Genomic DNA, 13,059 nt, shown 5'->3' on the forward strand with positions numbered 1-13,059 from the left:
GCCCTCGCGAAGAACGCAGCGAGGGTCAGGATGCGACCTCGGCCGTCGCCGCCGAGGCGGACGCCGACGCCGCTCCGCGCTTCGCCGCGACGGGCGCGAAAGAAGCGAAAGGCGCCAGCGGGTTGTCCAGCGTGCCGACGATCTTCAGGTTGGCCGCCGGATCGGACAGGTTGATCATCTGCGTGTTGTTGCCCATCTGCAGCCGGTTCAGGCAGGACTGCCGGAAAGTCGGCACGAAGAGGTCGTAGCGGGCGTACTTGTCGCGGTGCTGCGGATGCTCGTCCTGGTAGACGCGGATGTTGTCGGCCACCTCGTGCCAGAAGTCCTGCTCGCTGCACGTGCCGCTCTCGACGAGGATCTGGTTCATGTACCGGAAGAAGCCGTCGAAGATGTCGATGAACACGGCGAGCGTCTTCAGGTCGTCCGGGAAGTCCATCACCAGCCGGCGCACGTTCTCCGGCAACTGCGCCTCGGTGTTGAAGATCGCGGCCTCCTCGGCGATGTCCTTCATGAGCACGCGCACCGGCACGTGGTCCTGCAGGACGAGGATCAGGTTCTCGCCGTGCGGCATGAAGACCAGATCGTGCGCATAGAAGCAATGGATCAGCGGCGTGAGGTAAGCCTGGAGGTAGCGCTTCAGCCACGCGCGCGCGCTGAGCCCGGAGGCCTCGATGAGCGCGGGGAGCAGCGACTCGCCGTCACGGTCGACGTGGAGCAGGGCGGCCATCGTCATCAGCCGCTCGCCCGTCTTCAGCAGCGGCAGCGGGTTCTCGCGCCACAGTGCCGAGAACATCTTCTTGTAGGGCGTGTCGGACTCGACGGCGGCTTCGTAGTAGTGGTTGCGGAAGCCCATCGAGGCGACCTCGCGCAGCATCGTGAAGCCGTTGGCGCGCAGCTCGTCGTCGCGATCCAGCAGCTCCTTGATCCACTGGTTGATCGCCGGCGTGCCGGACATGTAGTACGGCGAGAGCCCGCGCATGAAGCCCATGTTGAGGATGGACAGCGAGGTCTTCACATAGCGCTTGTGCCGCGCGCTGACGTTGAACATCGTGCGGATGGACTGCTGCGCGAGGTACTGGTTTTCGCTCAGGCCGAGGAAGACGATGCGCCGCTGGGCGACGTAGGGCGCGAAGGCCACCGAGAGTTTGTTGGCCCACTGCCAGGGATGCGCGGGCACGACGAGGTAGTCCGTCGGGGTCAGGCCTTGCTCGCGCAGCTGGCGGTCGAAGCGGGCGAGCGTCTCGTCGCCGAGTTCCTCGCGCAGCAGCTGTTCGTAGCTGAGGTCGGGCACGCAGTGGAAGGCCGCCTGGTCGCGGTGCACGGCCAGCCACACGATCTGGAACGGCGAGGCGGCCTCCGGCGCGTAGGCGCGGTAGTCGGCGCCGTCGAAGCCGAGGCGGCCGTTGTTGGCGACGAAGGCGGGATGGCCCTCGGTCATCGAGGTCTCGATCACCTGGAAGTCGGCCTCGTGGATCAGCGCGCGGCTGCCGTGCGCGGTGTTGATCCGCTTGTAGGCGCTGCTGTAGAGCGTGCTGCAGATCTCGTCGAGATAGATCGGCAACTGCTCGGGCTTCAGGCCCAGCGCCTGCTTGAAGTCCGTCATGAAGCGCAATGCGTCCAGCTCGCGGACGACGCCGCCCGCCAGGCACTCGATGGAATCGGCGTCGACGGCCCAGTGGCCGAGCGCCATCAGCCGGGCCTCGAAGCGGTAGACGGTGTTGCCGTCGGGCGTGGCCAGCGAATAGCACTGGTGCAGCGGGCGTCGCGCGGTCGAGGCGGGATCGAGCCGCGGCTCGATGATCTGCTCATGCGCGTATTCGGACAGCGCCTTGCGCACGAGCAGGCGGTTGACGGTGCGCCAGACCTCGGGGTTCAGGTGATCGACCACGGCGGCCGGCGCGGCAAGCGTCGAAGTGAGAGGCGACGAAGTGAGAGGCGACGAAGTGGAAGGCGAGGTCATGCGGGGATCTCCTGGAGGTGTTGCAGGGCGGTGCGGTAGTCCGCGCGGGTGCACAGCGCGAGGCTGGCCACCTTCTCGCGCAGCTGGACGTCGCCGCGGTAGACGAAACCGAAGGTCTTGTTGAGCACGTGGATGCGCTCGTTGCCGGCGTCGGGTTCGACGACGACGCGGCGCGCGCCCAGGCCATCGAACATCAGGTCCATGACGGCCTGGAAGACGCGGCGCGAAAAGCCGCGCACGGGCCGGCGCGCAGGCGCCACGCAGATGTGCATGCCGAGGTCGCCGGGCTGCACCGCGTAGTGATCGGCCAACTGGTCGAAGCGCGGGTCGTAGGACTCGGCCAGCACGACGGGCTCGCCGGCGAGAGAGCCGATGTGCACGTCGCGGAAGCCGCAGGCGAGCTGCGCGGCATAGAGCTCGCGCACCTCCCCGACGGTGCTGCCTTGCAGGCACCAGAACTTCGCGTGCGGCTGCTGGAACCAGCCGTGGATGAGCGGGATGTCGTCCGGGATGACGAGGCGGCGGAACGCCAGGCCTCCCGGCGAGGTGTAGATCGCCGGCGCATCAGCGGCAGCATGGGATACCGACGCGGCGGCCATGTCGGCGACGGCGGATTCAAGCGACGGGCGCATGGGACGACTCCTCCGGATCAGGGGTGAGGGCGGGCGCGTGGTCCGCGGAGCGCGCCTTCGGGAAGCTCCAGAGCCACAGCGCGGCCGCGAGCAGGAAGGCCGTGCCGGCCACGATGAACGGCGCCCGCAGGCCGAGCGTCGCCACCAGCGACCCGGCGGTGAAGGACGCGAGCAGCACGCCGCAGTTCTGGAAGATGTTGATGACGCCGTAGTCGCGGCCGAAGTCGTCCGGCGTGCTCAGCCGGTAGAGTTGCACGTCGAAGTTGATGACCAGCTGGTACAGCGCCCAGCCCAGCAGTACGCGCCCGATCAGCAGCGTCGCGATGTCCGGCGCGGCCTGGAGCAGCAGGCCCACCGCACCCAGCATCAGGTTGGCGAGCGTGCGCCGCGTGGGGTGCTGCTCCGGCAGCGTCAGCCAGCGATGGATGAGCAAGGCGCACACCGCGACGATCTTGGGCACCGCGAAGGCCGCCCCGGCCGCCAGTTCGCCGCCTGCCTCGCTGCCCGCCGCGCTGAGGCTGGACCAGTACATCGAGAAGAACGGCCGCACCAGCGCCGCGCCGAAGTCGAAGAGCAGCATCACCACCGCCAGCTTCAGGATGGCCGTGTGACCGCTCAGGCTGAAGCGCCGCGGGGCCGCGCGTTCCTCGGCGTCCTCGGCCAGTACCGGCACCATGCGCCGGCTGCGGATCAGCCAGGTGCACAGGCCCATCTGCACGAGGTCGGCCAGCGCCATCAGCAGCACGCAGTCGCGCACGCCCCAGTGCTCGATGACCGCGCCGCCCGTCACCGCGCCGAGGACCACGCCCAGATGCGCCGTCACCGACAGCAGGCCGATGGCGCCGGCGCGCGTCTCGTCGGACTCGGTGCGCATCAGGTAGGGGAAGTTGAGCAGGTAGCTGCTCTTGAAGGCGAACATCGCCATCGACAGCACCCAGTAGCTCACCAGGTCCGGCGCCCAGTAGCTGGCCAGGCACAGCGCCGCGGCGACGCCCTGCGTGTACTGCAGGATGTGCAGCGTCTCGAAGCGGCGCGCCACGCGCACCCACAGCGGGAACACGCACATCACCGTGATGGAGATGAAGGCCACGTAGGCGCCGACGTGCCAGGGACTGCCTTCGCCGTAGCGCTCCGCGAAGAACTGCGGATAGAACGGGATCAGCAGGGCGTCGCTGATGACGGCGAACAGCGTCATCAGGATGAGTCCGTGTCTCAGGCGCATGCGGTGTCCTGCGGGGAGTGCGGGGAGTTGGGGAAGAGGGAAACGGACGGCATCGCCCGGAACAGCGGCGATCGCGGCACGCCGAAGCTCTGCAGCGCGAAGCCGGTCTCGATGGGGTAGTGCTCGCGGCCGGTGAGCTCGCGGATCAGGCAGGAGTTGCGATAGCAGGCCAGGCCCAGCTCGGGGTTGCTCAGCCCGTGGCTGTGCAGGCCGCCGTTCTGGACATAGACCTCGCTGCCCGCGGTGTCGACCGCGTAGTTGCGCGTCGGCTGGTAGCGGCCCTGGCGGTCGAAGCGCAGCCGATGCTCGATGCCGCCGAGGAAGCGCGGCACGCGCTGCCGGTAGCCGGTGGCGAAGATCAGTCCGTCGGTCTGGTGCTCGAAGACCTCGCCCGTGTCGGTCCGATGGAACTCCAGCACGTGCTGGCCGCTGGCCTCGTCGAAGCGGCAGCGCCGCAGTTCCGACTGCGTGACCAGATGCGCCTGATGGCTGCGACGCTGCCGCGCGCGTTCGAGCTGGTGGTAGATGTCGTCCATCAGCCGCGCGTTGATGCCCTTGTAGAGGCTGTCCTGCCGCGCCAGCACGGCGGGCTTGCGGTCCTCGGGCAGGTCGTAGAAGTAGTCGGTGTAGTCCGGGGAGAACATCTCCAGCGTGAGCCGGGTCGTCTCCATCTGGAAGAAGTAGGGCGAGCGCGTGATCCAGTTGACCGTGGTGCCACGATGCACGGCTTCCTTCAGCAGGTCGTGGCAGACCTCGGCGGCGCTCTGGCCGCTGCCCACGATGGTCACCGAACGCTTGTCCAGCAGCTGCGCCTTGTGCTGCAGGTAGTGGGCCGTGTGCAGGTAGGGATGGGCGTCGCCGTCGCAGCATGCCGGCAGGCTGGGTTGCGCGCCCACGCCCAGCACCAGCTTGCGCGCGAGGAACTCGACGGGCGAGCCGTCCGCGCGGCGCGCATGGACGCGGTAGCCAGCGCCGCCCGCAGCGTGGGCGTCATGCGCAACGGCAATCACCTCATGGCCGAAGCGCACGTTGGGCAGGCGGCGCGAGGCCCACTGGCAGTAGCGGTTGAAGGCCTCGCGGGTGATGTAGTGCGGACCGTTGATGTAGTGCGAGTAGATCTCGCCGCTGTGCTTGCAGTAGTTGAGGTAGCTGTATTCGCTGGTCGGGTCGGCCAGGCTGACGAGGTCGGCCAGGCAGGGGTTCTGCAGCGTGGTCTCGTCGATCAGCATGCCGGGGTGCCAGTTGAATTCCCGGTGGCTGTCGAGGAAGAGCGCGCGGCACGGCGCCGGCGCGTCGGCCAATGGCGCCATCAGGCACGCAAGGCTGAGATTGAAAGGGCCGAGGCCGATGCCGATGACATCAAGCACCTCGGCGTCGTTGGATCGGGGATCGTTGCCAGGCATCGTGGCCGCCTTCCAGTCGCTGAGAGTGGGGTGCGCAGTGGACAACCGCGCGCTACCTCCCTTTGACGAAACGCGCCGACGAATATTCAGGAAGAGGACCTGCGATCCGAGGGGGTACTCCGAGGGGAAACTCCGCAGGCGCTCAGTTCGAACGTCCGAGCTCCGGGCATCGGGTCAGCGCCCGCAGGGCGTCCTGCACCATGGCGTTCACGAGCGGGGTCGACACGCCCAGCCGTTGCGCCACTTCCTGCTGCGTGTGGCCGTGCACGCGATGCAGCACGAAGGCCTGGCGCGTGCGCGCGGGCAGACCGCGCAGGCATCGGTCGACGCACTGCAGCAGTTGGCGGCCGATGGCCCGGTGCTCGGGCGTGCCGGTCGCGCCTTCCGGGTCGAGGCCCTCGTCCTCTTCGCCGATGAGCTGCTGCTCCGTCTGGCGACGACGGAGGTGATCGATGCAGAGGTGCTTCACGACCCGCATGCAGTAGGCCACGGGCTGTTGCACGCCGGGCGGCGGCGTGCTCTGCATCAGCTTCATGTAGGCCTCCTGCATCACGTCGTCGGCGAGATCGCGGTCGCCCATCCAGCGCCACGCCGCGCGCTTGAGCTGCGGGCGGTGGGCGATGAAGTCGGCGACGACGGGGTGCGGGGACGGCGGCAGCGGCGCCGTCATGTCAGAGCTTCCAGTTCAAGGTGACCTGGCCGTTGCGTCCGGCGCCGTACAGGCTCTGGTCCCAGTAGAGGCTGGCCAGGTACTTCCGGTCGGTCACGTTGTTGATCAGCAGATGCCCGCTCAGGCGGTCGCTGAAGTCGTAGCGCGCCATCAGGCCCAGCACCGCGTAGCCGGACTGACGCGCGACGATATCGGCGCCGTCGGGCGCGGTCTGCGTGCCGTTGATGCGGTGGATGTCGCTCTGCCAGCGCAGCGTTGCGCCGAGCTTGAGCTGCGGCAGCGCGGGCACGCGGTATCGCGCCGACACGCGGGCCGTGCGACGCGGGATGAAGGTGCGGGCGTCGGCGCCGGCGGCGTCCTCGATGCGCAGCTGGGTGTAGCCGGCCGTCAGGTCCCAGTCGGGACTCAGCCGCCCCGCCATCTCCAGCTCGAACCCCGTGGACGCCGCATCGATGCGGCGGTAGTACGAGAACCCGCCGTCGGTGTCGAAGCCGGCGTACTCGGCGAGGTTGTTCTGCTTGGTGCGGAACACGGCGACGGAGCCGTTCAGCTCGCCGTTGAGCCATTCGCCCTTGGCGCCGGCCTCGACGTTGCTGCCCGTGATCGGCCCGAGCAGCGCCTGGCGCGCGTCGACCTGCGTCTGCGGATTCACGATCTTCGTGTAGCTCGCGTAGAGCGAGTGATGCGCGTCGATGTCGACGACGGTGCCGACGTAGGGCACGGTCTCGGCTTCCTTGTAGACGCGCGGTACGGCGCGGAAGCCCATGCCTTCGCTGCGCATGCGCGTGTGGTTGAGGCCGAGCAGCAGCTTCCACGGATCGGCCAGGTTCAGGCGCGTCATGGCGTAGATCGACTCGCGCCGATTGACGAAGTCCGCCGAGCCGGTGCCGCCGTCCCACGCGGGCTCGGGATAGCTGCCCCAGCCGTCGGGCGCCGTGATCGCCGTGCCGTTGCCGGCGCCGCGCTGGTAGGACGCTTCGTTGTGGACGCGTGCCGTGTTGATGCCGACGACCGCGTCGTGGCGGCGTCCCAGCAGTTCGAAGGGGCCGGAGGCGCTGACGTCGACCAGCTTCTGGGTTTCGTCGGTCACCTGCGTCGAGAGCCAGCTCTCCGTGCCGGCGCCCGTCGCGCGATCGGGCAGGGCGCCGGAGATGCTGAACAGCTTGCCGTCGGCGCTCAGCTTGCGATAGCTCGCCATGCCCTTGGCGGTCCAGCCGTTGCCCAGCGCGTGCGCGAGCTCGACGAAGCCCGTCGTGTCGGTGTTGTCCCAGTGGGACCAGCGCGGCGCCGCGGCGGTCGAGCGCGGGTAGTCGGTGGGCGAGCCGTCCGCATAGTTCAGCGGCAGGCCGCCCCAGGCCGTGCCTTCGGGACGGTTGGCCTGGCGCGAGACGCCCAGCGTCAGCGTCGTGCGCGGCGCGAGCGAGGCCTCCAGCAGCCCCGCCGCCAGGTTCTTGGTGAGCGCGTAGTTGTCCATGAAGGACTCGTTGCGCTGGGCCATGACGATGGCGCGGCCGCGCAGTGTGCCGGACTCGTTGAGCGGGCCGGAGATGTCGCCTTCGGCGCGCTTCTTGTCCCACGAGCCGAGCGTGAGGCCGAACGAGGCCTGGAAGTCCGCCGTGGGACGCTTGCGCACGTAGTTCACCGTGGCCGCGGGGTTGCCGGTGGAGGACAGCAGACCGTTGGCGCCGCGCAGCACTTCGACGCGGTCGTAGAGCGCGGTGTCGATGTCGCCGAGCTGGTCGCCGTTGGTGAACGGCATGCCGACGCCGTCGATCTGGAAGTTGGAGATGTCGAAGCCGCGGGCGTTGAAGTAGGTGCGGTCGGTCTCGACCACGTCGACCGAGACGCCGGTGGTGCTGGCCAGCACGTCGTTGGCGTTGAGCAGGCCGAAGTCGTCCATGCGGGCGCGGGTGACGACGGTGACGGACTGCGGCGTCTCGCGCGGCGAGAGCGCGAGGCGCGTCGCCGTGCTGGACGCGGGGGCGCCGTAGCGGTCGGTCGTTTCGCTCGCCGGCAGACCGGTGCGCGCCTTGATCCGCACGGCGGGCAGCGTGCCCGAGGGCATCGCGGCGGACTCATCGGGCGTCGCGCGCTCGACGACGAAACTGCCGTCGCTCTGGGCCACCGCCTTCAGCGAGGTGTCGCCGAGCAGGCTGCGCAGGCCGGCGTCCACCGTGTAGGTCCCGTTCAGTCCGGCGCTTTGACGGCCTTCGACCAGCTTGGGGTCGAAGGACAGCAGCACGCCGGCGCTCCGGGCCAGGCGGTTCAGCGCCAGATCGAGCGGACCGGGCGGGATGTTGAAGCTGCGCGCCCCCGATGCGGCGGACGCTGCGGCACCGCCGACGCCCTGCTGTGCGAGCACGGCGGCAGGCACGAGCGGCAAGGCGAAGCAAGCGGCCAGGCTGGCGGCAGACAGAGGCGAGCGCTTGAACAAGGTCTTCGAAGAAGCAGAGGCGGAAGAAGCGGAAGCAGAAGAAGCAGGAGCGGCGCTGAGGCGTCGGGCGGTCATGGAAACCTTTCGTCAGAAGAGGGTGGTTTTCCTGTGAACCGAACGAGTCGCCGAAAACTGCAGTCCCTTCGCAAAAAATCTTCAGAAAGTTTCAGCGCGCCTCCAAGGTCACCCACCAGGACGTCCGCGTGCGCGCCCGGACCGGCAGCGTGCGCTGGATCGCGGCGATCACGCGGTGGAGGTCGTCGACGGGAAACACGCCGGAGATGCGCAGCCTGGCCACGGCCGGGTCGCAGCGCAGCCAGCCGTGGCGGTAGCGCGAAAGCTCCGCGGCCAAGGCCGCGAGCGGCATGTCGCGCGCCACGATCACGCCGTCGACCCAGGCGCCCGCGTCGCCGTTGGCCGCTTCGACGGCACCGACGCCGCGGGCATCGAACGCCCATTGACGACCCGCCGCGAGCCGTCGGCTGGCGAGCTGTCCGCTGCCCGGGCTCACGTCGACCCATCCGTCCAGCGCCTGAACGAAGGTTTGTGCGGCGAGTTGCCGGACGATGAAGCGGCCTTCGTCCGCTTGGATCCGGCCCTGTGCCGTGCGCACGACGAAAGGTCGGGACGTCGCGCTGCCGTTGCCGGTGCCGGTGCTGGTGCCGGTGCCGGTGCCGGTGCCGGTGTCTCGCGCGCACTCGACCAGCACCTCGCCGGCCAAGAGGTCGATGCAACGCTCGTGCGCATCGACACGGACGTCCACCGCCGTGGCGGTGTTGAGATGCAGCACGCTGCCGTCGGCCAGCGCCACGCGTCGGCGCTCGCCCACGCCGGTGCGGTGCGAAGCGGCGAGGCTCTTCCAACCGCCGTCTGGCGAGCTCGCCAGTCCGATACCTGCGGTGCCAGCCAGCAGCGCCACGCCCTTGAGCAGGGCCCTCCGACGCGGGGCGCGTTCGCGTTCGAGCTCGCGCGTGGCCGCCAGCGCGCTTCGCGCCAGCGACGGCGGCAAGGTCTTCAGCCGCTGGCTGAAGCCGCTCAACGTGGCCCAGGCCTGCGCGTGCTCAGGCCGCTCGTGCCGCCAGTGCTCGCAGGCCTCGTGGTCCTGAGGTGTCGCGCGCCCGGACTGGAGCTTGACCATCCACGCCACGGCAGCCTCGACCACCGCCGGGTGCAGTTCGCCCGACGCCGGGCTGGAACTCGTCATTGCAGCGACATGCCTTGCCGCGCCTGGTAGCAGGCGCTGAACGCTTTCGTCATGTACTGCTGGACGGAGCTGAGCGACACGCCGAGTTCCTTGGCGATCTGGGCGTAGGGCAGCCCGTCGATCTGGGACAGCAGGAAGGCCTGCTGGACCTTGTCGGGCAGCCCGCGCAGCACGGCGTCGACCTCGACCAGGGTCTCCAGCATCACCTGCTGATCCTCGATCGATGGCGTCTGGTCCTGCGAGATCAGCGAGAGGGCTTCGAGCAGCGCGCGCTCCAGCGCCGCCCGTCGCAGATGGTCGACCATCAGGCCGTGGGCGATGGTGCTGAGCAGCGCCTTGCCGCCGCCTAGCTCGGCATGCCAGGTGAGGACATCCCGCCGCACCAGCACGCGCGCGAAGGTGTCGTGGGCCAGGTCCGCCGCATGGTGGGGGCACCCGAGCCGCCGGCGCAGCCAGCCGACCAACCACTGGTGATGGCCACGGTAGAGGTGGCCCACGTCGGCGAGGTGGAGGGTGTGCGTGTCTTGCATGGAGCGGCTCGAAAGGGCGACCTGCGTGTCGTTTCCAAATAAAAACGATTCGCATTTACGCACAAACTGCCGCGGGAGGTCAATGCATGGGCCTACTCAGCGCAGCCGCTCGGTGAAGCTCCGCTGCGAGGGCCACTCGTTGTGCTCGGTGGGCTTGAAGTCCTCGATCCGGGAGTAGGTTTTGAGCTGCTGCTCGTCGGTCTTGCGCATCGCGCGCGAGACCGAATCCTTCACCGTGTCGATCAGCGTCGTGACGGTCTTGCTGTCCTTGACCGTGTACGCGTCGTAGTTGCCCTTGCTGCGGTCCAGTGTGAAGGTGCGCGACTTCTCGAAGTGGGCGTCGAGTTCTTCCGTCTGCGATTGCGTGACCGAGCGGCCGCCCGTGGCCGTGTTGGGCCGGTCGGTGGTCGTCTGGCTGATCTTGTAGTCGGCGTGGCCGGCTTCCTGGATGCTGCCGATGCGGCTGGTGCGCTGCGAGTCGGCGCTGAAGTCTGCCTTGAAATCGGCGAGGCCGCTCTGCAGCGACTGCACCTGGTCGCGCAGGCCGTCGCTCATGGTCGGCGTGGTCGGCGTGATCGGCTTGCCGTCGTCCTTCGCGACGGGGGGCTCGGCATTCTTTGCGCTCCCCGCGTTCAACGGTGCGTCGTCCACCGGCGGTGCCTGCAGCTGCTGGAACGCGTCCTTGAAGGACTTCGTCATCGCCGCGTCCGCATGACCGCGATCGGCGGCGGTGTCGATCTGCTTGAGCAACTGGTCGATGGCGGACCAGCGCTGGCCGTTGTTCGCGGCGCCCTTGGGCGGCGTGGCGTCGACCTCCAGGTTCATCTCGCCGCTGGTCGTGCGCATGTTCACCGACTTCGTGTCCGTGCCCAGGTGCAGCGAGAAGGCCTGCATCCTGCCGGGCACGTCGGCGGGTGCGTTCGGGTTCTCGATCTTGAGATCGAGTCCGCTCAGCACGCCGCCGCGATCGAAGCCCGTCAGCCCGGAGAGGTCGAGCGTGGGCGCGCCTTCGCCGAGGCCTTCGAGCGCCTGATCGAGGCCGTCGCTCAAGGCGGAGAGCGCCTGGCGCTCCGCGCTGCTGAGCGCGCCGGAGCTCTTCACCTCGACCTGCAGGCCGCGTGTGCCGCCCTGGTCGCCGTTGTTGACGCCGATCTTGAGTTCGACGGTGTGACCCGAGCGCGTCTGGATCTTGAGGTTCACCTCCGCGGCGTTCGTGCTGACGCCGCCCAGGGACTGTTCCTGGAGTGCGGCGGCAGCCGCAGCGGTCGCAGTGGCGTCGGTGCCCTCGACGGCACCGGCGGCATCCGCGGCCGGCACGTAGTCGGCGAGCGTCTGCTTGTAGCCGGTGCCGGTCTCCGCGAGTTGCTTCAGCAGTCCCCCGCCGAGTCCGCGCCAACGGTCGGACAGCGAGAGCGCGTCCTTGCCGCTGTTGCGGGTCATCATCTCGGTGAGCCTGTCGTCACGCGCGTTGGCCCAGAAGCGCTGGGGTCCGAAGCCCGGCGCTTTGGGTTTGGCGTAGACGAGGTCGCTGTCGGACGTCGCCTCCAGCGTGATGCGCGTGGCCGCGGACGACGCAGAGGCCGTCGATGCGGTCCTGGCGGCGGCGCTGGCCGCCTGCGCGGTCATGCCCGCGGGGCGGAAGGTCGAGGTCGTGCGGCTGGCCGCGATGCGGTCCAGCACGCCCGCGCCGGTCGAGGTGATGAGGGTCATTGCGAAGCGCCTCCCTGGCGGCTTATCCCGCGGTGCTCTGAAGGCGTGGCGGTGATCCCTTCGCTATCGACCGGTCTCCCCGGAACTTGAGCGGTCTCCCCCGACGGAGGGAGAACGGCTCAGGCGAGGAGTGCGCTCTGCGATCAGACGTGCAGCCAGGCGGCGATGCCCAGACCGACGCCGATCGCGCCGGCGCCCAGCGTCGCGTACTCCATCCAGCGGCGCTTGGTCAGCAGCGCGATCGCGGCGAGCGCGATGGCCACCTGCAGCGCCGTGGTGGCCTGCGCCCAGCGGTGGTGGAGGTGCAGCTGCTCGTCGCTCTTGTGGTCCCACTCGGTGGACTCGGCTTCGAGCTTCTCGGCCTGGACCTTGATCTCGTTCTTCTCGGTCTCGTAGCGGGCGATCTTCTCGCGGTACCTGGCCTTCTGCTCGTCGCTAGGGGTCAGGTCGAGCGCGAACTCGGCCAGGTTCTGCTTGCTGCTCTTGGCCTGGAAGTAGTTCCAGCGGTTGGCGGCCTCGGTCTTGGTGATCGCGGCGTTGTTCTTGAACAGGCCCGCATTGGCCTGCGTGGCGCCGCCCATGTAGGAGAAGAAGGCGCCCAGCGTGGCCAGGATCGCGGTGATCACCGCCAACTGGCCGGCGAGCCCCTTGGGCTCGTGCTGCGCCGCGTGTTCGAGTTCGTGGTCGTGCGGACCGTGGACGTGGAAATGGTTGCCGGACATGAGTTCGGAGAGTGATGACTAGGGAGGGGAGGTCGGCGCCTGTCGACGCCGCGCCGGGGCGTCAGCCGCGTCGCTCGTAGCGCACGAAGTCGTAGTGCCAGTCGTGGCCGCGTTCGGCGGGGCTGTGGTGGCGTTCTCTGCGCACCTCGGCGAAGACCTGGGGATCGACGGCAGGGAAGAAGGCGTCGGCGTCGAAGGCGGCGTCGATCTCGGTGAGTTCGAGCGCGTCGGCGCGGGGCAGGGTGAGCTCGTAGACCTGGGCGCCGCCCATGACGAACACGGCCTCGTCCGGCGCGCAGGCGGCGAGGGCCTCGTCCAGCGTGGCGAACACCTCGGCGCCCTCGAGCTTCAGTCCCGGCTGGCGCGACAGCACCAGGTTGCGGCGCTGCACCAGCGGCCGGAACTTCGCCGGGATCGAGTCCCAGGTCTTGCGTCCCATGACGACGGTGTGACCGAGGGTGAGCGCCTTGAAGCGCGCCATGTCCTCGGGCAGTCGGACCAGCAGTTCGTTGTCGCGGCCGATGCCGCGCGCGCTGTCGAGGGCGGCGATGAGGGTCAGGTGAGGCATGGGA

11 protein-coding genes are annotated in these 13,059 nt (G+C 68.9%); all 11 read right to left on the reverse strand.

What is annotated here, in order from left to right; genetic code table 11:
- Nucleotides 1-25: 25 nt before the first annotated feature.
- Nucleotides 26-1,960 (reverse strand): IucA/IucC family protein, encoded by a 1,935-nt coding sequence (locus ACQZ13_RS13790; RefSeq protein WP_431052782.1) that lies wholly within the window; start codon nt 1,958-1,960, stop codon nt 26-28.
- On the reverse strand, nt 1,957-2,592 hold the full coding sequence (locus ACQZ13_RS13795; RefSeq protein ID WP_431052784.1) for a GNAT family N-acetyltransferase: 636 nt from the start codon (nt 2,590-2,592) through the stop codon (nt 1,957-1,959). The genes ACQZ13_RS13790 and ACQZ13_RS13795 overlap by 4 nt, the downstream gene beginning before the upstream one ends.
- A complete protein-coding gene (locus ACQZ13_RS13800) occupies nt 2,576-3,814 on the reverse strand; it encodes an MFS transporter (protein WP_431052786.1) in 1,239 nt (412 codons plus the stop codon). The genes ACQZ13_RS13795 and ACQZ13_RS13800 overlap by 17 nt, the downstream gene beginning before the upstream one ends.
- Nucleotides 3,805-5,217, reverse strand: coding sequence for a lysine N(6)-hydroxylase/L-ornithine N(5)-oxygenase family protein (locus ACQZ13_RS13805; RefSeq protein WP_431052788.1), 1,413 nt, complete (start codon nt 5,215-5,217; stop codon nt 3,805-3,807). The genes ACQZ13_RS13800 and ACQZ13_RS13805 overlap by 10 nt, the downstream gene beginning before the upstream one ends.
- Before the next feature lie 142 nt (nt 5,218-5,359).
- Entirely contained in the window at nt 5,360-5,887 is a 528-nt protein-coding gene (locus ACQZ13_RS13810; protein WP_088407016.1) for a sigma-70 family RNA polymerase sigma factor, read from the reverse strand.
- Nucleotide 5,888: 1 nt separating this feature from the next.
- Nucleotides 5,889-8,396, reverse strand: a complete 2,508-nt coding sequence (locus ACQZ13_RS13815) for a TonB-dependent siderophore receptor (RefSeq protein WP_431052790.1) — start codon at nt 8,394-8,396, stop codon at nt 5,889-5,891.
- Between the two features lie 91 nt (nt 8,397-8,487).
- Entirely contained in the window at nt 8,488-9,525 is a 1,038-nt protein-coding gene (locus ACQZ13_RS13820) for a FecR domain-containing protein (RefSeq protein ID WP_431052792.1), read from the reverse strand.
- Complete coding sequence (locus ACQZ13_RS13825) at nt 9,522-10,055, reverse strand: sigma-70 family RNA polymerase sigma factor (RefSeq protein WP_431052794.1); 534 nt, start codon at nt 10,053-10,055, stop codon at nt 9,522-9,524. Before ACQZ13_RS13825 ends, ACQZ13_RS13820 begins: the two co-directional genes overlap by 4 nt.
- A gap of 96 nt (nt 10,056-10,151) precedes the next feature.
- Complete coding sequence (locus ACQZ13_RS13830; RefSeq protein ID WP_431052796.1) at nt 10,152-11,765, reverse strand: hypothetical protein; 1,614 nt, start codon at nt 11,763-11,765, stop codon at nt 10,152-10,154.
- A 143-nt stretch (nt 11,766-11,908) separates the two neighbouring features.
- Nucleotides 11,909-12,487 carry a DUF4337 domain-containing protein gene (locus tag ACQZ13_RS13835; RefSeq protein WP_431052798.1) on the reverse strand — a complete coding sequence of 193 codons (579 nt, stop codon included), beginning with the start codon at nt 12,485-12,487 and terminating at the stop codon, nt 11,909-11,911.
- Nucleotides 12,488-12,548: 61 nt separating this feature from the next.
- Complete coding sequence (locus ACQZ13_RS13840) at nt 12,549-13,055, reverse strand: dihydrofolate reductase (protein ID WP_431052800.1); 507 nt, start codon at nt 13,053-13,055, stop codon at nt 12,549-12,551.
- Nucleotides 13,056-13,059: the final 4 nt, after the last annotated feature.

The sequence above is a fragment of the Roseateles sp. L2-2 genome (assembly GCF_050613215.1).
Classification (GTDB): domain Bacteria; phylum Pseudomonadota; class Gammaproteobacteria; order Burkholderiales; family Burkholderiaceae_C; genus Roseateles; species Roseateles noduli.